This is a genomic window from Streptomyces sp. NPDC050842 (assembly GCF_044456565.1).
Lineage (GTDB): Bacteria > Actinomycetota > Actinomycetes > Streptomycetales > Streptomycetaceae > Streptomyces.
Map to the genome: position 1 here is coordinate 499,534 of NZ_JBITGA010000004.1, position 16,231 is coordinate 515,764.

Annotated in this window: 20 protein-coding genes; 10 read left to right on the forward strand and 10 right to left on the reverse strand. The window is 72.2% G+C overall.

Annotation, left to right across the window (positions count from 1 at the left end):
- Positions 1 to 20 precede the first annotated feature (20 nt).
- The gene (locus tag ACIBG6_RS15325; protein ID WP_384138525.1) at positions 21 to 650 is read left to right on the forward strand and encodes a CGNR zinc finger domain-containing protein; all 630 of its coding nucleotides are present in this window, start codon (positions 21 to 23) and stop codon (positions 648 to 650) included.
- Here ACIBG6_RS15325 and sodX read toward each other — a convergent pair.
- Entirely contained in the window at positions 554 to 988 is a 435-nt protein-coding gene (gene sodX / locus ACIBG6_RS15330; RefSeq protein ID WP_399223069.1) for a nickel-type superoxide dismutase maturation protease, read from the reverse strand. The genes ACIBG6_RS15325 and sodX overlap by 97 nt on opposite strands.
- 174 nt (positions 989 to 1,162) lie before the next feature.
- Here sodX and sodN point away from each other — a divergent pair, with 174 nt between their 5' ends.
- On the forward strand, positions 1,163 to 1,558 hold the full coding sequence (gene sodN / locus ACIBG6_RS15335) for a superoxide dismutase, Ni (protein WP_015036129.1): 396 nt from the start codon (positions 1,163 to 1,165) through the stop codon (positions 1,556 to 1,558).
- A gap of 434 nt (positions 1,559 to 1,992) precedes the next feature.
- On the opposite strand, the gene ACIBG6_RS15340 is transcribed toward sodN, so the two are convergent.
- Both ACIBG6_RS15340 and ACIBG6_RS15345 read right to left on the reverse strand, forming a co-directional pair.
- The gene (locus ACIBG6_RS15340; protein ID WP_399223071.1) at positions 1,993 to 2,520 is read right to left on the reverse strand and encodes a GNAT family N-acetyltransferase; all 528 of its coding nucleotides are present in this window, start codon (positions 2,518 to 2,520) and stop codon (positions 1,993 to 1,995) included.
- Positions 2,517 to 3,485, reverse strand: coding sequence for a LysR family transcriptional regulator (locus tag ACIBG6_RS15345; RefSeq protein WP_399223072.1), 969 nt, complete (start codon positions 3,483 to 3,485; stop codon positions 2,517 to 2,519). Before ACIBG6_RS15345 ends, ACIBG6_RS15340 begins: the two co-directional genes overlap by 4 nt.
- Positions 3,486 to 3,670: 185 nt before the next feature.
- On the opposite strand from ACIBG6_RS15345, the gene snpA reads away from it, so the two are divergent.
- Positions 3,671 to 4,321 (forward strand): snapalysin, encoded by a 651-nt coding sequence (gene snpA, locus ACIBG6_RS15350; protein WP_399223073.1) that lies wholly within the window; start codon positions 3,671 to 3,673, stop codon positions 4,319 to 4,321.
- A 125-nt stretch (positions 4,322 to 4,446) separates the two neighbouring features.
- On the opposite strand, the gene ACIBG6_RS15355 is transcribed toward snpA, so the two are convergent.
- From ACIBG6_RS15355 to ACIBG6_RS15365, 3 genes are read right to left on the reverse strand one after another with little or no spacing between them, the layout of a single operon-like run.
- Positions 4,447 to 4,866, reverse strand: coding sequence for a DUF6304 family protein (locus tag ACIBG6_RS15355; RefSeq protein ID WP_317599024.1), 420 nt, complete (start codon positions 4,864 to 4,866; stop codon positions 4,447 to 4,449).
- A gap of 42 nt (positions 4,867 to 4,908) precedes the next feature.
- Positions 4,909 to 5,184, reverse strand: a complete 276-nt coding sequence (locus ACIBG6_RS15360; RefSeq protein WP_399223074.1) for a hypothetical protein — start codon at positions 5,182 to 5,184, stop codon at positions 4,909 to 4,911.
- Between the two features lie 42 nt (positions 5,185 to 5,226).
- Positions 5,227 to 5,808 carry a dihydrofolate reductase family protein gene (locus tag ACIBG6_RS15365; RefSeq protein WP_399223075.1) on the reverse strand — a complete coding sequence of 194 codons (582 nt, stop codon included), beginning with the start codon at positions 5,806 to 5,808 and terminating at the stop codon, positions 5,227 to 5,229.
- A gap of 110 nt (positions 5,809 to 5,918) precedes the next feature.
- On the opposite strand from ACIBG6_RS15365, the gene ACIBG6_RS15370 reads away from it, so the two are divergent.
- Positions 5,919 to 6,494: a TetR/AcrR family transcriptional regulator gene (locus ACIBG6_RS15370; RefSeq protein WP_399223366.1), complete on the forward strand. Its 576-nt coding sequence runs from the start codon at positions 5,919 to 5,921 to the stop codon at positions 6,492 to 6,494.
- Positions 6,495 to 6,552: 58 nt separating this feature from the next.
- On the opposite strand, the gene ACIBG6_RS15375 is transcribed toward ACIBG6_RS15370, so the two are convergent.
- On the reverse strand, positions 6,553 to 7,596 hold the full coding sequence (locus ACIBG6_RS15375) for a family 2 encapsulin nanocompartment cargo protein polyprenyl transferase (protein WP_399223076.1): 1,044 nt from the start codon (positions 7,594 to 7,596) through the stop codon (positions 6,553 to 6,555).
- A gap of 95 nt (positions 7,597 to 7,691) precedes the next feature.
- Positions 7,692 to 9,104 (reverse strand): family 2B encapsulin nanocompartment shell protein, encoded by a 1,413-nt coding sequence (locus ACIBG6_RS15380; protein WP_399223077.1) that lies wholly within the window; start codon positions 9,102 to 9,104, stop codon positions 7,692 to 7,694.
- Positions 9,105 to 9,357: 253 nt separating this feature from the next.
- On the opposite strand from ACIBG6_RS15380, the gene ACIBG6_RS15385 reads away from it, so the two are divergent.
- Both ACIBG6_RS15385 and ACIBG6_RS15390 read left to right on the forward strand, forming a co-directional pair.
- Positions 9,358 to 9,948, forward strand: coding sequence for an N-acetylmuramoyl-L-alanine amidase (locus tag ACIBG6_RS15385; RefSeq protein ID WP_399223078.1), 591 nt, complete (start codon positions 9,358 to 9,360; stop codon positions 9,946 to 9,948).
- Positions 9,949 to 9,977: 29 nt separating this feature from the next.
- On the forward strand, positions 9,978 to 10,889 hold the full coding sequence (locus ACIBG6_RS15390) for a 1-aminocyclopropane-1-carboxylate deaminase/D-cysteine desulfhydrase (protein ID WP_399223079.1): 912 nt from the start codon (positions 9,978 to 9,980) through the stop codon (positions 10,887 to 10,889).
- On the opposite strand, the gene ACIBG6_RS15395 is transcribed toward ACIBG6_RS15390, so the two are convergent.
- Positions 10,886 to 12,484, reverse strand: a complete 1,599-nt coding sequence (locus ACIBG6_RS15395) for a Na+/H+ antiporter (protein WP_399223080.1) — start codon at positions 12,482 to 12,484, stop codon at positions 10,886 to 10,888. The two genes, ACIBG6_RS15390 and ACIBG6_RS15395, sit on opposite strands and share 4 nt — an antisense overlap.
- Positions 12,485 to 12,531: 47 nt before the next feature.
- Between ACIBG6_RS15395 and ACIBG6_RS15400 the strand changes: the two genes are divergently transcribed.
- The 3 genes from ACIBG6_RS15400 to ACIBG6_RS15410 all read left to right on the forward strand — a co-directional run bounded on the left by ACIBG6_RS15400 (position 12,532) and on the right by ACIBG6_RS15410 (position 14,575).
- Entirely contained in the window at positions 12,532 to 12,792 is a 261-nt protein-coding gene (locus tag ACIBG6_RS15400; RefSeq protein ID WP_399223081.1) for a UBP-type zinc finger domain-containing protein, read from the forward strand.
- Positions 12,793 to 13,085: 293 nt separating this feature from the next.
- The gene (locus tag ACIBG6_RS15405) at positions 13,086 to 13,499 is read left to right on the forward strand and encodes an anti-sigma regulatory factor (RefSeq protein ID WP_024761155.1); all 414 of its coding nucleotides are present in this window, start codon (positions 13,086 to 13,088) and stop codon (positions 13,497 to 13,499) included.
- Positions 13,496 to 14,575 (forward strand): RNA polymerase sigma factor SigF, encoded by a 1,080-nt coding sequence (locus ACIBG6_RS15410; protein ID WP_399223082.1) that lies wholly within the window; start codon positions 13,496 to 13,498, stop codon positions 14,573 to 14,575. Before ACIBG6_RS15405 ends, ACIBG6_RS15410 begins: the two co-directional genes overlap by 4 nt.
- A gap of 11 nt (positions 14,576 to 14,586) precedes the next feature.
- Here the strand turns inward: ACIBG6_RS15410 and ACIBG6_RS15415 are convergent, their stop codons facing one another.
- The gene (locus tag ACIBG6_RS15415; protein ID WP_399223083.1) at positions 14,587 to 15,009 is read right to left on the reverse strand and encodes a hypothetical protein; all 423 of its coding nucleotides are present in this window, start codon (positions 15,007 to 15,009) and stop codon (positions 14,587 to 14,589) included.
- A 122-nt stretch (positions 15,010 to 15,131) separates the two neighbouring features.
- On the opposite strand from ACIBG6_RS15415, the gene ACIBG6_RS15420 reads away from it, so the two are divergent.
- Positions 15,132 to 16,100 carry a diacylglycerol kinase family protein gene (locus ACIBG6_RS15420; protein ID WP_329621238.1) on the forward strand — a complete coding sequence of 323 codons (969 nt, stop codon included), beginning with the start codon at positions 15,132 to 15,134 and terminating at the stop codon, positions 16,098 to 16,100.
- Positions 16,101 to 16,231: the final 131 nt, after the last annotated feature.

Sequence of the window (16,231 nt, forward strand, 5' to 3'; positions counted from 1 at the left end):
CGCCGGAGTAAGGACTACAAGTGGAACTGGCCTATTACTCGGATTACGCCGTGCGTCTGGTCAACACCGAGGAGCCGGCCCGCAACAAGGACGCCCTGACCTCCGTCGAGGTGATCCGGGAGCTCTTCGGCCCGGCCACCCAGATGGCCCGGCGGGCGACCGACTCCGACGTGACCCGCTTCCGGTCGGTACGCACCCGTCTGCGGGCCGTCTTCACCGCGGCCGACGAGGGCGACCACACGGGGGCCGTGGACCTGCTGAACTCCCTGCTCCTGGAGTTCCCGGTCAGCCCGCAGATCTCCGGCCACGACACCCTCGACGAGGACGGCCGGCCCCGCTGGCACATGCACCTCGCCGACCACCCCTCGAACGCGACCGCGGGCTACGCGGCGATCGCGGCGATGGGGCTCGCCTTCCACCTGACGGAGTTCGGCGCGGACCGGCTCGGCCTGTGCCAGGCGCCCCCCTGCCGCAACGCCTACCTCGACACCTCCACCAACCGCTCCCGCCGCTACTGCTCGGACCGCTGCGCGACCCGGGCCAACGTGGCCGCCTACCGGGCCCGCAAGCGCCTGGAGGCCGAGCGGTCCGACCACACGGGCCTGACCGAGGAGAACAGCCAGGAGAGCACCACCCAGGCCGACCGCTGACGCCCCGGAGTCACCGGCCGGTACCGCGCCCGTACCCGCCCGAGGACCAGCTCGGGCGGTACGGCCCCGAAGACCCGGCTGTCCCCCTCGGCGTCCGGATTGTCACCCAGCACCCACCAGCCGCCGTCACGTCGCCCGATCAGCCGCTTCACGATGAGCAGATCCTGCTGGAGCGGATGCCGCAGCACGGCGACGGCGCCGGGCCGCAACCGGGCGCCGTAGCGCACGAGCAGCTGATCGCCGTGGAGCAGCGTGGGCACCATCGACACCCCCGTGACCTCGGCGATCCCGAACGGCGCCCCGGCCGCGCCCACGCGCTCCGGCCCCGCTTCCCTCATCCGCACTCCCGACCCACGCGCCGACGCGCCTCGTCGACCCGTCTCGTCCACTCGTACACGAGTCCCATGGTGACCCTGGACTTTTGACCTAAGCCCCAGGGGGCGCCCGCGAAAACGCCCTTCTCACCGAGTAATGTCCCACCTGAGAAGACGATCACGAGGAAGGACGGCTCAATGCTCTCCCGCCTGTTTGCCCCCAAGGTGAAGGTCAGCGCCCACTGCGACCTCCCGTGCGGCGTGTACGACCCGGCCCAGGCCCGCATCGAGGCCGAGTCGGTCAAGGCTGTCCAGGAGAAGTACCTGGCGAACGAGGACGCGCACTTCCGTGCCCGTGCCACGGTCATCAAGGAGCAGCGCGCGGAGCTCGCGAAGCACCACGTCTCGGTGCTCTGGAGCGACTACTTCAAGGCCCCGCACTTCGAGAAGTACCCCGAGCTCAACCAGCTGGTCAACGACACCCTGAAGGCCCTCTCGGCCGCCAAGGCGTCGACCGACCCCAAGACGGGCGAGAAGGCGCTGGAGCTCATCGCCGAGATCGACCGCATCTTCTGGGAGACGAAGAAGGCCTGACCCCTGGTCACGCCTCAGGGCCGGCGGGGCTTCCCGCTCGCCCGGCTTCCCGGTCCGCACCCGGTCCGCAGGCCGCCGTACACGGCGTCCATCGCGGTCCGGGTGCGGTCTTTTCCGGCCAGTCTTCCTGCCGGCCTGCGGCCACCGGGGAGACCGCCCTCGGCGCTGCGCCGGGCAGTGGCCAGGGCGGCCCCCTCGGGACGTTCCACCTGCTCCTGCCCGAGGCCACGGGAGAACAGCGGGTGGCCGTGCGCTTCCGGGCAACCGACCCGGCCGACGGGCCGGCACGTCTACGACCGCACCGCCGAGGTCACACTGCGGACAGCCGCGCCCAACGGCGAGCGGTGCGGGCCCGTGGTCTGGCAGGCTGGCCTCCGGGCCGATCCGGAGCGGGGTCTGGTCGACGCCCGCCCGGCCGACACCCGCTGAGCGTCCTAGGCCGGGTCCACCGGAAGGGTGTAGCGGCGCTTCTCCTTGGACGTCGCGCCCAGGCGGTCGTAGAAGCGGATCGCCCCCTCGTTCCAGGCGGGGGTCTGCCACTGGATCTCCGTCAGGCCCAGGGCGCGTGCCTCCGCGCGGACGGCGTCGACCAGGAGCGGGCCCAGCCCGTGGCCCCGGGCCGTGGACGTGAGGTAGAGGCAGTCCATGTGGAGGTACGCGACGCCGTCCCAGGTGGAGAGTCCGGGCGCACAGGTGGCGTAGCCCGCGAGGGTCCCGTCCGGGAGTTCGGCGACCAGGCAGCGGAGGCGGGGCACTTCGCCGCCGGGCCCCGCCGGTCCGTGCGACTCGCCGCCGGGCCCGCCGAAGAGGAGGCCCGCGAGGCGGGTCTCGAGGCCCGGGGCCGGGGGCGCGTCCTTCTCGTACTCGGCGTGTTCGGCGACGAGTTCGACGACCCGCCCCAGGTCCTCCGCGCGGGCGCGGCGCACCACGGCCCTTCCGCCCCTACCGTCACGATCGCTCATACGGCCATCATGCACGGCCCCACCGACGCTCCGGCGGCCGCGCCCTGGCGCCGCAGCCATTCGCGGTACGGGGCGGCGCGCAGGGCCGCTTCGCGATAGGCGGCGGCCAGTTCCGCGTACAGCGTGTCCAGGGCCGTCCCCGGGCGCGCGTACAGCAGCAGCCGGACCGCCAGCGGGTCGCCGCGCAGCGGCCGGATCGCCATGTCCTCGCGGGGGACCGAGGTCGGCTGGCAGGGGGCGACGGCCTCGCCGAGGACGATGAGGGACGCGGCCGTGTGGTAGTCGCCGTGGAGCAGCGGCGGTTCGATGCCGGCGGCGGCGAGGACCCGCCGGAGGCCGTCCCATTCGCCGTCCACGGTCGGATCGACCATCCAGTGGTCGCGGGCGAGGTCGGCGAGGTCGACGACGGGGCTCGCGGCGGCGGGATGGTCGCGGGCCATGGAGACGAACTGCGGTTCGCGGGCGACCAGGACCCGCCGCTGAAGCCCCTCGGGGACCCGTAGGGGGCAGCCCTCGACCTCGTGGACGAAGGCCACGTCGAGCTGGCCCGCGGCGACCGTGCTCAGCAGCGCGTTGGCGGAGACGTCCACGCGGAGTCCGACGTCCGTGCCGGGCAGGCGCTGGCGGAGCCGGCGCAGCCAGCCGGGGAGCGCCCGGCTGGCGGTGGAGCCGACGCGGAGTCCGGGGCCCTCGGTGCGGGCGACCGCGGCCCGGGTCTCGGTGACCAGCGCGGCCATGTCCGCGACCAGGGGGCGGGCCCGGCTGAGCACGGAGCGGCCGAGCGGGGTGGGCAGGCAGCCGGTGCGGCCGCGGGAGAAGAGCTCGGCGCCCAGGGAGTTCTCGATCCGGCGCAGCTGGGTGGTCAACGAGGGCTGGCTCATGCCCAGTTGCCGCGCCGCCTTGTGCAGGCTGCCCGCGTCCGCGATGGCGCAGAGCGCGCGCAGATGCCTCACCTCCAGCTCCATGCCCCGAGGGTAGGGCGGCGACCTGCGTCGCACCAGACAGCCGGAGCACGTCAAATACCTTGCTTTGCAAGGCAGTTGGACGGACCGAGCAGGGTGATGTGGGCGGGCTATCGCCAGTTGACATCATCCCCACGCGCCCCGGCTTCCCCGAGACTCGCTCCGACCCCCTACAGGAGGAGCCCCCCATGCGTCACCCCAAGGTCCTCAACTCCGTACTGACCGCCGCCCTCGGTCTCGGTCTCGCCGCCTCGCTCGGCACGGCTCCGGCGGCGGCTGTCGGTACGGCTCCGGCGGCCGCTCCCGCCGCCGTGGCGTACGCCGGTTCGGCCGAGGAGGCCAAGGCCAACAAGGCGTTCTTCGAGGCCGTCGTGAAGTCGGTGGCGAAGAAGCGGGCCGCCAACCCGGACGCGGCCGCCGTCACCGTCGTCTACAGCGCGAGCAACGCGCCGAGCTTCCGCACCCAGATCGCCCGCTCCACCCAGATATGGAACAGCTCGGTGGTGAACGTCCGGCTCGTCGAGGGCAGCAACCCGGACTTCCGGTACTACGAGGGCAACGACTCCCGCGGCTCGTACGCCAGCACCGACGGCCACGGCAGCGGCTACATCTTCCTCGACTACCGGCAGAACCAGCAGTACAACTCCACCCGGGTGACGGCCCACGAGACCGGGCACGTCCTCGGTCTGCCGGACCACTACAGCGGGCCGTGCAGCGAGCTGATGTCGGGCGGCGGCCCTGGCACGTCCTGCCAGAACGCCCAGCCGAACAGCCAGGAGCGCTCCCGCGTCGACCAGCTGTGGCGGAACGGGCTCGCCACCGCGTTCAAGGCTTCCTGACCCCGAGAAGCATCCGTACACGCACGAATCCGAACGCGTACGAATCCGTACGCGTACGAAGAGGACGGCGGCGCCCGCGAGGGGCGCCGCCGTCCGGCGTTCGGGTGGGGTTCGGGACCCGGGTGTCAGGCCGCCTGCAGGAGCCGGCGGCCGAAGTCGGCGCCGGGCGGGAGCTGGCGCCGGACCCGGTCGAGCGCCCCGTCGAAGTCACCCCCGGCGACGCACGATTCGAAGGCGGCACCACCGTAGTGGAGCGTCAGGCTGAGGTCCGAGCGCTCGCCGAGCGTCAGCAGACAGCTCAGAGTGGCCTGCTGGGCCACGCCGTCCATGACGACGGGGAGCGGCAGGTCCCACTCCAGGACACAGCCGCCGAGGGCCTGCCCGCCGCTCTCGGCGGCGCTGAGCGCGGCGAAGGTCGCGCCCGTGTACTCGACCCCCCTGATCCGGGTGGCGACGTGCCGCCCGGTGGCCGTGATGACGATCGCTTCCGCGCCGCTGCGGTCCCGGTACCAGCCGGTCCAGACTTCTGTCGACTCCGATGACATGCGCGGACTGTAGCGGTATGACCGGCTCCGGCGCGCGGCCGGTCACCCGGTGGCCGGACTTCTCCCGTTCTCGCCGTTCTTGCCGGTCACCTGCGTGCTAGTGGCTTCCGCGCCGGAGTCCGAAGCGTCTTCGGCGCCCGCCTCCGCACCCTCGTAGAGGGGGCAGTCCGGGTTGCGGCAGGGCTGCACCTCCCACTCCGGCACCCAGGCCCCGAGGACCTTGTGCCGGGTGGCCAGCTTGGCGCGCGGTAGACCGCAGGCCGGACATCTGCTCTCGGCCAGCGGGTCCCGCGTCGTGCGAGGCACCTCGTCACGCATGCTTCCAGGGTAGGACGCCTCGCACGGACCCGCTCTCCGCCGCTACCGCTTCCTGGAGTACGTACGGACGAGCACGCCGTTGTCGAAGGTGCGCACCTCGCCCAGCACGAAGTCGCGGGGCTCGAAGCCGGCGCCGAACATCGGCATGCCGGAGCCGTAGACCTGCGGGTACGTCTTGATGACCAGCTCGTCGATCTCCTCGATGAGCTCGCCCGCGATGGTGGAGCCGCCGCAGAGCCAGATGCCCAGGGGGCCGTCCTCGGCCTTGAGCTCGCGGACGCGTCCGACGAGGTCGTCGGCGATCAGCTCGACGCCGGGGTCGGGCGACTCGGCCAGCGACCGGGTGGCGACGAACTCGCGCAGGTGGCTGTACGGGCTGGTGACGCCGACGTCCAGGGCGAGCCGGTACGACCCCAGCCCCTGGATGACGGTGTCGAAGTGCTTGTTGTCGCCGTCGATCCCGAGCGACTCCCGAGCCTGCGTCGGGATCGTCTCCGGGTACTCGGTGCCCATGAACTGCAGGTACGGCGCGTCCAGGAACGTGAACATGGACGTGGCATCGCCCTCGGGGTCACCGATGAAGCCGTCGATGGTGCAGGCGATGTAGTAGGTGAGCTTGCGCAAACCGGTCCTCTTCGTCTGGGGAAGTGGGCTGCAGTCGCAACCACGACGGCTATAGTGCTTCACCTGTAGTGGTTACGCAAGCCCCCATGCTCGAAACGAGGGAGCCGCACGTGGCGAGGAACCCGGAACGCCGTACGGCGCTGCTCGACGCAGCGATCGAGGCCCTGGCCGACGAAGGTGCCCGCGGGCTGACCTTCCGGGCCGTCGACGCCCGGGCGGGGGTCCCCACGGGCACCTCGTCCAACTACTTCAGCGACCGGGACCGGTTGCTCTCCGAGGTCGCCGACCGGATCTTCGTCCGGCTGACGCCCGAGCCCGGCGCCATCGACACCGCGCTGCTCGCGAAGCCCAGCCGCGCCCTCGTCGTCGAGCTGATGCGCTGGCTCGCCCGGCGCATGATCGCCGAGCGCACCTGCTACCTGGGCCTCTTCGAGCTGCGCCTGGAGGCCGCGCGCCGGCCCGAGCTCCAGAGCCGGTTCACCCAGGTGCTCCGGGACGACCTCGCCCTGAACATCCGGCTGCACGTCGAATCGGGGATGCCCGGGGACGCTGACACGGTCCGGGTGCTCTACTTCGCCCTCACCGGGCTGCTCCTCGACCACTTCACCGTGCCCGGCCTCCATGCCGAACGGGACCTGGACGACCTGGTCGAGCTCGTGGTCGACCGGATCGTCCCGGAGGTCTGACCCCGCTCGCGGACCCCGCCCTCCGAGCCCGCTCTCCGACCCCGCTCTCCTCTTCGCCTCAGCGCGTACGCCGGGTGACGAACTCCGCGAGCGCGAGCATGTCTCCCGCCGCCGCCAGGTCCGGGACCGCCTGCGCCAGGTACTCGACGGCACGGCCCATGCGCTCGGCCGCCTGGGCCTGCGCCCAGTCCCGGCCGCCGGCCCGCTCGACCGCGTCCGCCGCGGCCCGTACCGCCGCCGCGTCGAGGGCCGGACGGGAGTAGAGCTCGGCCAGTTCGTCGCCCGCCGGGGTCCCCGAGGCGAGCGCCGCCACCACGGGCAGCGACTTCTTGTGGGCGACGAGGTCGGCGCCGGCCGGCTTGCCCGTACGGTCCGGGTCGCCCCAGATCCCGATGAGGTCGTCGATCAGCTGGAACGCGAGTCCGGCCTCGCGGCCGAAGGAGTCCATCGCCGCGACCTCCTCCTCGCCCGCGCCCGCGTAGAGCGCGCCGATGGCACAGGAAGCGCCGAGCAGGGCCCCGGTCTTGGCGGTGGCCATGGCCAGGCACTCGTCGAGCGAGACGTCGCGCGGCGCGCGCTGCTCGAAGGCGCAGTCCGCGGCCTGTCCCGCGCAGAGCTCGATGATGCAGGCGGCGAGACGTGCGGAGGCGGCCCCGGACGCGGGATGCGGGTCCTCGGCGAGCAGCCGCAGGGCGAGCGCGCTCATCGCGTCACCGGCGATCAGCGCCTCGGGGATGCCGAAGACGGTCCAGGCGGTGGGCCGGTGCCGCCGGGTCGGGTCCTCGTCCACGATGTCGTCGTGGAGCAGGGTGAAGTTGTGCGCGAGCTCGACCGCCGCGGCGGCCTTCACGGCCGGGGCCGACTCGGCTCCGAGGGCGCGGGTCGCCGCGAGGACCAGGGCCGGCCTGATCGCCTTGCCCGCCTGTCCGGCGGCCGGGGTGCCGTCGGCGTGCTCCCAGCCGAAGTGGTACATCGCGACCCGCCGTATGGAGCCCGGCAGGGACTCGACGGTGGAGCGGAGTTGGGGATTGACGGCGGTCCGTGTCTGGTCCAGGAGCATCACGGCCCCCTGACCGTCGGCGACGGCATCCGTGCTGGTCATGGTCACGGTCACTTCCTTCATGTCCTTCGCGGCGCGAGCGCTGGGGAACGCCGGGGGGCGGGAGGGTTCGGGCCCCGCCCCCGGGCGTCACCGGCTCAGCGCCAGCGGCTGACCTCGACGTTCTCCAGGACGCCGAGCGCGTCCGGGACGAGGACGGCCGCCGAGTAGTAGGCCGTGACGAGGTAGGAGATGATCGCCTGCTCGTCGATGCCCATGAAGCGGACCGAGAGGCTGGGCTCGATCTCGTCGGGGAGGCCGGTCTGGTGCAGACCGATCACACCCTGGTCGGCCTCGCCCGTACGCATGCAGATGATCGAGGTGGTCCGGGCGTCGGAGACCGGGATCTTGTTGCACGGGTAGATCGGCACGCCGCGCCAGGTCGGGATGCGGTTGCCGTTGACGTCGATCGTCTCCGGCACCAGGCCGCGCTTGTTGAGCTCGCGGCCGAAGGCGGCGATGGCGCGCGGGTGGGCGAGGAAGAGCTTGGAGCCCCGGCGGCGGGAGAGCAGCTCGTCCATGTCGTCGGGGCTGGGGGCGCCGTCGTGGGGCTGGATCCGCTGCCCGTAGTCGCAGTTGGAGAGGAGACCGAACTCCTTGTTGTTGATGAGCTCGTGCTCCTGGCGCTCGCGGAGCGCCTCGACCGTCAGCCGCAACTGCTGCTCGGTCTGGTTCATCGGCTGGTTGTACAGGTCGGCGACGCGGCTGTGGACCTTCAGCACGGTCTGGGCGACGCTCAGCTCGTACTCGCGGGGCGAGGCGTCGTAGTCGACGTACGTGTGCGGGACGACCGCCTCGCCGACGTGGCCGGCGGAGAGGTCGATGGCGGCCTCGCCGTAGCCGTTGGTGCGCTGGTCGGGCAGGGCGGCGACGCTCGCGAGGTGCGCGGCGAGCGAGTCGACCCGGTCCGCGAGGTTCCGCACGTCGTCGCGGGTGAGCTCCAGGACCGTACAGGCGGTGGCGGCCCGGGCGGTCCAGCCCCAGACGGCGTCGCCGCTGATCAGCGCGGACTCGCCGAGGTAGGCGCCGTCGGCGAGGACGCCGAGGACGGCCTCGTCCCCGTAGGGTCCCTCGCCGATCTGCTCGATCCGGCCGTGCGCGAGGAGGTACACGCGGTCGGTGGCGGCGCCCGCGGTCGCGATGATCTCGCCCGCCGCGTACTCCCGCTGCGAGCAACGGGACGCGAGCTCGGTCAGGGCGTCCTCGTCCTCGTATCCGCGCAGGGCCGGGAGCTCGCCGAGCTCGGCGGGGATGACCGCGACACGCTGCCCCGTCTGGACGAAGGTGACACGGCCGTCACCCACGGAGTAGCTGAGCCTGCGGTTCACCCGGTACGTACCGCCCTGCACCTGCACCCACGGCATCATCCGCAGGAGCCACCGAGAGGTGATCTCCTGCATCTGCGGCGCGGACTTGGTGGTCGTGGCGAGGTTCCGCGCGGCGGCGGTACCGAGACTCTGCTGCGGTGCCTGGTCCGTACGGACCTCGTCGCCAACCGAACCAACGGACATGGAACTCCCTCTCGTATACGTGAGTTGCGAGAGAAGCCTTTCAGCACGGAGCGTGTCGGCGCCATTACACATTCGAGTGGGACTGTTCGACGATCTTCGGGGCATGTCACGCGATTTCCCCTCCGAACAGCGGCGCGTCAGGGCCCGCACCCCCGTGTCCGGATCAGCTCGCACATCACTCGAACGGATGGCCGCGGAGTGGCGGACTCCGGTACTCCGGAAGTTCACCCCGTTCCCCCGAAGGGAGTCGGTCATGGCCTCACCCATGTCCGCGAGCAGGTTCCTGGACGCGCTGCGCGACGAGGGCCTCGCGGTCGTCCAGGTCGGCGACTGGTCCACCCACAACCGCAACCACAAGGGGCCCTGGGGCCCCGTGCACGGCGTGATGATCCACCACACCGTGACCAAGGGCACCGCGAGCACCGTCCGGATCTGCAAGGACGGTTACGAGGGTCTTCCGGGGCCGCTCTGCCACGGCGTGATCGCCAAGGACGGCACGGTCCACCTCGTCGGCTACGGCCGCGCCAACCACGCGGGCCTCGGCGACGACGAGGTCCTCAGGGCGGTCGTCGCCGAGCAGGGGCTGCCGCCGGACGACGAGGCCACGACGGACGGCAACCGGTACTTCTACGGCTTCGAGTGCGAGAACCTCGGCGACGGCGAGGACCCGTGGCCGAAGGTCCAGCTGGAGGCCATCGCGAAGGCGGCGGCCGCCGTGTGCCGGGTGCACGGCTGGAACCAGCGCTCGGTCATCGGGCACCGGGAGTGGCAGCCGGGGAAGGTGGACCCGCGAGGGTTCACGATGGCCTCGATGCGCGAACGGATCGCCGACCGGCTGCGGTGACCGACCGGACCGGCCGGGAGAATGGCCGGGTGAACGCCTTCGACCCCTCCCGCCTGCGGCCCCGGCTCCCCTCGCCCCTGGAGCCGGTGGAGGACGAGCGCTTCGCCCGGCGCGGTCTCACGCTGCTCCTCAAGCGCGACGACCTCATCCACCCCGACCTGCCGGGCAACAAGTGGCGCAAGCTCGCGCTCAACCTGCGCGCGGCGGACGGCCGGCCCGTGCTCACCTTCGGCGGCGCCTACTCGAACCACCTGCGTGCCACGGCCGCCGCCGGGCGGCTCCTCGGCTTCCCCACGATCGGCGTCGTCCGCGGCGACGAGCTGGCCGGGCGCCCGCTCAACCCGTCCCTCGCGCGGTGCGCGGCGGACGGGATGCGGCTGGAGTTCGTCGACCGGGCCACGTACCACGCGAAGAGCGAACCCGCCACGCTCGCCGCGCTCCTGGAGCGGGCCCCCGCGGAGACGTACGTGGTCCCGGAAGGCGGCAGCAACACGCTCGCCGTGCGGGGGTGCGTGGAGCTCGGCCGCGAACTCGCCGGGGCGGCGGACGTGGTCGCCGTCGCCTGCGGCACGGGCGGCACCCTGGCGGGCCTCGCGGCCGGCCTCGCGCCCGGACAGAGGGCCCTGGGGGTTCCGGTCCTCAAGGGCGGCTTCCTGGGCGCGGAGGTCCGCGCCCTCCAGGAGGCGGCGTTCGGCGGCCCGCGCGGCGACTGGGCCCTCGACGAGCGGTTCCACTGCGGCGGTTACGCCCGTACCGGCCCGGTCCTCGAGGCGTTCGCACAGGACTTCGAGGCGCGGCACGGACTCGCCATCGAGCGGCTGTATGTCGCCAAAATGCTGTACGGACTCGTCACCCTCGCGGAGGAGGGCGCGTTCCCGGCGGGCACCCGGCTCGCGGCGGTGGTGACGGGCGCCCCGGAGCCACGTCCGGACGGGCCCTAGTCGGCCGCCTCCTCGCGGTACGCGGCGGCCTCCTCCAGGTCGAGGCGGCGGAGCAGCGTGCGCATCATCTCGTCGTCGATCCGGCGCGCGTCGCGCAGCCGCACGAAGACCTCGCGCTCGGCTTCGATCATCTCGCGGGAGAGTCGCCGGTAGGTGTCGTCCGCCGTCTCCCCGGTGGCTTCGTTGACCGCCCCGAGCCGCTCCCACACGGAGTTCCGGCGCCGTTCCAGGACCGTGCGGAGCCGGTCGGCCAGGGGCTTCGGGAGGGCGTTGTGCTCGTCGGCGAGGAGGGCGTCGAGGCGTTCCTCGGCGGCCCGGGAGGCCTCGCTCTGGGCCTGTGCCTCGGCGAGGGTCTCGGCGTACCGGTCGCGTCCGGGGAGCTTCAGGAACCGGATGAGCGGCGGCAGGGTGAGGCCCTGCACCACCAGCGTGCCGATGACGGTGGTGAAGGTGAGGAAGAGGACGAGGTTGCGGGCCGGGAACTCCACCCCGTCCGTGACGACGGGGATGGAGAAGGCGATGGCGAGGGAGACCACTCCGCGCATGCCGGCCCAGCCGACGACGAGCGGGGCCTTCCAGTCCACTCCCGGCTCGCGTTCGCGTACGCGCGCGGAGAGCCGGCGGGGCAGGAAGGTCGCCGGGTAGACCCAGAGGAACCGGACGACGACGACGGCCACGAAGACCCCGACCGCGTACCAGACCGCCTCCCCGATGCCGTACTGGCCGAGGCCCTGGACGACGTACGGCAGTTGGAGCCCGATCAGGGCGAAGACGGCGGACTCCAGGACGAAGGCGACCATCTTCCAGACGGCCTCCTCCTGGAGCCGGGTCGCGAAGTCGACCTGCCAGGCGCGATGGCCGAGGAAGAGGCCGACCACGACGACGGCGAGGACGCCGGAGGCGTGGACCTCCTCGGCGGCGGCGTAGGCGACGAAGGGGATGAGGAGGGAGAGGGTGTTCTGCAGGAGGGAGTCGCCGAGGCCGCGGCGGAGCCAGTGGATGGGGACCATGAGGACCAGGCCGACGCCGATCCCGCCGAGGGAGGCGAGTGCGAACTCGCCGATGCCGCCGGCCCAGCTGATTCCCTCGCCGACCGCCGCCGCGAGGGCCACCTTGTAGGCGGTGATGGCGGTGGCGTCGTTCACCAGGGACTCGCCCTGGAGGATCGTGGTGATCCGGTGGGGCAGACCGAGCTTGCGGGCGATGGCGGTTGCGGCGACCGCGTCCGGCGGGGCGACCACCGCGCCGAGGACGAGCGCGGCGGTCAGCGGCAGGTCGGGGACGAGGACGTACGCGAGCCAGCCCACGGCCACGGTGGCGAAGAGGACGTAGCCGACGGAGAGCAGCGCGACGGGCCGGATGTTGGCCCGCAGGTCCAGGTAGGAGGAGTCGAGAGCTGCCGTGTAGAGGAGCGGGGGCAGGATCAGCGGCAGCACGATGTGCGGGTCGAGCGTGTAGTCCGGCACTCCCGGTACGTACGAGGCGGCGAGACCGGCGGCGACCAGGAGCAGCGGGGCCGGCACCGGGGTCCTGCGCGCGAGCCCCGCGATCGCGGCGCTCGCCGCCACCAGTGCCACCAACTGCAGTGCGTCCATGCGCTTGTGCCCGTCCCTGTCCGGTGTCGCAACGTAACCTGGCCATCATGAGCGAGTGCCCGCACGTTGCCGAAATGCCGCGCCCCGAACCGGCGCCGCTGGCCGACACCTGCCCGGAGTGCCTGGCGGACGGGACGCACCCGGTCCAGCTGCGGATCTGCCTGAGCTGCGGGCACGTCGGCTGCTGCGACTCGTCGGCGGGGCGGCACGCGACGGGGCACTTCTCCACCACCGGGCATCCGGTGATGCGGACCTTCGAGCCGGGCGAGGCCTGGCGCTGGTGCTTCGTGGACGGTTCGATCGTCTGACGGTCGAACCGCTCGGTACGGCGGCCCTTCCGACGGTTCGACGGCTTCCCGGTTGGGTACGTCATCCCTCCGCCCGTCGCTCGCTTTCGCCCCCCGCAGGCCTCTACCCACCGTCCGCATCCATGGGCCTACCATGGGTGACGAGCGCGATCGGGGGCCAGGGGGGCTCACGGCGACACGGCGGGACGGATCGCGATAGCGTCACGGCGGACTGCGCAGCCCCCTGCGCACCGCCCGGTCCGGGGCCTCTCCCCCCGGACCCCGAATGAGCTTGTGCCACCTTGGAGGTGAGGGTGTCCCAGATCACAGGCGAGCCCGGGACCCAGGACTTCGTGGAAGTCCGGCTGCCCGCTGCGGGTGCCTATCTGTCCGTGCTGCGTACGGCCACGGCCGGCCTCGCGGCGCGCTTGGACTTCACCCTCGACGAGATCGAGGACTTGCGGATCGCCGTCGACGAGGCCTGCGCGATCCTGCTCCAGCAGGCCGTGCCCGGGTCCGTCCTCAGCTGCGTCTTCCGGCTGGTCGACGACTCGCTGGACGTGACGGTCTCCGCCCCGACGACCGACGGCCGGGCGCCGGAGCGGGACACCTTCGCCTGGACGGTGCTGTCGGCACTGGCCGGGAAGGTGGAGTCGTCGGTGGCCGACGACCGTACGGTCTCGATCAGCCTGTACAAACAGCGCGGCGCGGGGCCAGGCCCGGCGTGAGGAGCGGGGACGCGACGGCCGGCATCCCTGAGCAGCAGGCGCGGCCGCATGAGGTCGCTACGGAGCAGGCGGACCAGATGAGCGAGCACGAGCAGCACCACCAGGTTCCCGAGACACCCGGCCTCCCGGAGGCCTCGACGCCCTCCGGGCCCTCTGGGACCTCCGAGGTCGCCGGGGTCCCCGAGGCCGCTGGGGCCTCTGAGGTCGCCGGGGTCTCCGAGGTCGCCGGGGACTCTTCGGGCATGCCGAGCGCCGAAGAGGCCAAGGCCGCCGAGGCGGAGCAGAGCGACGAGGTCCCGGAGCCCCCCACCGTCCCCGCCCCGACCGACCGGAGCGGCGCCCGCGCCCTCTTCGTCGAGCTGCGCGGGCTGCCGGAGGGTTCCCCGGAGAAGGCGGAGCTGCGCAACCGGCTGGTCCGGATGCACCTGCCGCTGGTGGAGCACCTGGCCCGGCGCTTCCGCAACCGCGGCGAGCCGCTGGACGACCTGACGCAGGTGGCGACGATCGGCCTGATCAAGTCGGTGGACCGGTTCGACCCGGAGCGCGGGGTCGAGTTCTCGACGTACGCGACCCCGACGGTCGTCGGCGAGATCAAGCGCCACTTCCGTGACAAGGGGTGGGCGGTCCGCGTGCCGCGCCGCCTCCAGGAGCTGCGGCTCTCGCTGACCACGGCGACGGCGGAGCTCTCCCAGCAGCACGGCCGCTCCCCGACGGTGCATGAGCTGGCCGAGCGGCTCGGGATCTCGGAGGAGGAGGTCCTGGAGGGGCTGGAGTCGGCGAACGCCTACTCGACGCTCTCCCTGGACGTCCCGGACACGGACGACGAGTCGCCGGCCGTGGCGGACACCCTGGGCGCGGAGGACGAGGCCCTGGAGGGGGTCGAGTACCGCGAGTCGCTCAAGCCGCTCCTGGAGGACCTGCCGCCCCGGGAGAAGCGGATCCTGCTGCTGCGGTTCTTCGGGAACATGACCCAGTCGCAGATCGCGCAGGAGGTCGGCATCTCCCAGATGCACGTTTCTCGACTGCTGGCTCGGACCCTGGCGTCGCTTCGGGAGAAACTTTTGGTGGAGGAGTAGGGCCGGAGGCCCTACGGAGTGTCCTGGCCGGGGCGCCGGATGCCGAGCGCCTCGGTCGTGGCCGGGTTCACCAGGAGGACGAGCCCGGTGACGGCGAGGGCGCCGAGGGCGATGCCGGCCGGGATCATCGCGCTGTTCGCCTGGAGCATCTGCCAGGCGACCGGCAGGGCCAGGATCTGGGTGATGACGGCCGGGCCCCGGCTCCAGGAGCGGCGCAGCCACAGGCCGCGGGCGGCGGCGAGCGGGATCAGGCCGAGTGCGACGAGCGTCACCGCGCCGGTCAGGGCGCCGGTGAGGTCGCCGGTGCCGTCCGTGAGGGATGTCACCAGCATGTACACGCCGCCGGCGATGAGCCCGAGGGCCTCGATGCCGGCCACGGCCGCCGCGGCGGCGAGGCGGGTGGGGCGGGAGGTCTGCTCCGTACTGCTGCTCATACAGGGCAGGGTAACCGGGGCGCCCGTCGGGCCGGGCAGGCCGGGGTGGGCCGGGCCGTGCGGGGTGTCCGACGGGTGGCCTGGGCTGGGCCAGGTACCGCCGGGTAGGTACCCTGGCGCTCATGCGCGCACTTCTCGTGGTCAATCCGGCAGCCACCACCACCAGTGCCCGCACCCGTGACGTGCTGATCCACGCGCTGGCGAGCGAGATGAAGCTGGAGGCGGTCACCACCGAGTACCGCGGCCACGCGCGCGACCTGGGACGGCGCGCCGCCGACTCGGGCAACATCGACCTGGTCGTGGCCCTCGGCGGCGACGGCACGGTGAACGAGGTCGTCAACGGACTGCTGCACGGCGGGCCCGATCCGGACCGGCTTCCGGGTCTCGCGGTCGTCCCCGGCGGTTCGACCAATGTCTTCGCCCGCGCGCTCGGACTGCCGAACGACGCCGTGGAGGCGACGGGCGCCCTGCTCGACGCCCTGCGTGAACGGCGAGCACGCACAGTGAGCCTCGGGCTTGCGGCCGGCACGCCGGGCACCGAGGACGAAGCGGTCCCTTCGCGCTGGTTCACTTTCTGCGCCGGCCTCGGATTCGACGCGAGCGTCATCGGCCGGGTCGAACAGCAGAGGGAGCGCGGGAAGAGATCCACGCACGCCCTTTATCTGCGCCAGGTGTTCCGTCAGTTCCTGGACGAGCCGCACCGGCGGCACGGCACGATCACCCTGGAGCGCCCCGGCTTCGAGCCGGTCGAGGACCTCGTCCTCTCCATAATCTGCAACACCTCCCCCTGGACCTACCTGGGCAATCGTCCGGTGTACGCGTCCCCGGAGGCGTCCTTCGAGACCGCTCTCGACGTGCTCGGACTGAGCCGTCTCTCCACCCCGGCGGTGGCCCGGTACGCCACTCAGCTGCTCACCTCCACGCCGGAGCGGGGTCCCCGCGGCAAGCACGCCGTGACTCTGCACGACCTGACCGACTTCACCTTGCATTCGAAGGTCCCCCTCCCCCTCCAGATGGACGGTGACCACCTGGGACTGCGTACGAGCGTGACGTTCACAGGCGTACGCCGTGCACTGCGTGTGATTGTGTGAGTGGAAGGGCCCAAAGTCCTTTCACTCGAACGTTTAGGCGCGCATCCACCCCTTAGAAGTACGGCTGTGACCTAGCCGACACCGAGGAATCAAAAAAAACTTTCCGGAAGGGGTTGTATCCCCCGCCGAGG

Bases quoted from the DNA above. Each gene is read 5' to 3' on its own strand.
- snpA (WP_399223073.1), top strand. From the start codon at position 3,671: ATGCGTCACCCCAAGGTCCTCAACTCCGTACTGACCGCCGCCCTCGGT.
- sodX (WP_399223069.1), bottom strand. From the start codon at position 988: ATGAGGGAAGCGGGGCCGGAGCGCGTGGGCGCGGCCGGGGCGCCGTTC.
- ACIBG6_RS15380 (WP_399223077.1), bottom strand. From the start codon at position 9,104: ATGTCCGTTGGTTCGGTTGGCGACGAGGTCCGTACGGACCAGGCACCG.
- ACIBG6_RS15355 (WP_317599024.1), bottom strand. From the start codon at position 4,866: ATGTCATCGGAGTCGACAGAAGTCTGGACCGGCTGGTACCGGGACCGC.
- ACIBG6_RS15385 (WP_399223078.1), top strand. From the start codon at position 9,358: ATGGCCTCACCCATGTCCGCGAGCAGGTTCCTGGACGCGCTGCGCGAC.
- ACIBG6_RS15340 (WP_399223071.1), bottom strand. From the start codon at position 2,520: ATGAGCGATCGTGACGGTAGGGGCGGAAGGGCCGTGGTGCGCCGCGCC.
- ACIBG6_RS15360 (WP_399223074.1), bottom strand. From the start codon at position 5,184: ATGCGTGACGAGGTGCCTCGCACGACGCGGGACCCGCTGGCCGAGAGC.
- ACIBG6_RS15415 (WP_399223083.1), bottom strand. From the start codon at position 15,009: ATGAGCAGCAGTACGGAGCAGACCTCCCGCCCCACCCGCCTCGCCGCC.
- ACIBG6_RS15420 (WP_329621238.1), top strand. From the start codon at position 15,132: ATGCGCGCACTTCTCGTGGTCAATCCGGCAGCCACCACCACCAGTGCC.
- sodN (WP_015036129.1), top strand. From the start codon at position 1,163: ATGCTCTCCCGCCTGTTTGCCCCCAAGGTGAAGGTCAGCGCCCACTGC.
- ACIBG6_RS15395 (WP_399223080.1), bottom strand. From the start codon at position 12,484: ATGGACGCACTGCAGTTGGTGGCACTGGTGGCGGCGAGCGCCGCGATC.
- ACIBG6_RS15400 (WP_399223081.1), top strand. From the start codon at position 12,532: ATGAGCGAGTGCCCGCACGTTGCCGAAATGCCGCGCCCCGAACCGGCG.
- ACIBG6_RS15375 (WP_399223076.1), bottom strand. From the start codon at position 7,596: ATGACCAGCACGGATGCCGTCGCCGACGGTCAGGGGGCCGTGATGCTC.
- ACIBG6_RS15345 (WP_399223072.1), bottom strand. From the start codon at position 3,485: ATGGAGCTGGAGGTGAGGCATCTGCGCGCGCTCTGCGCCATCGCGGAC.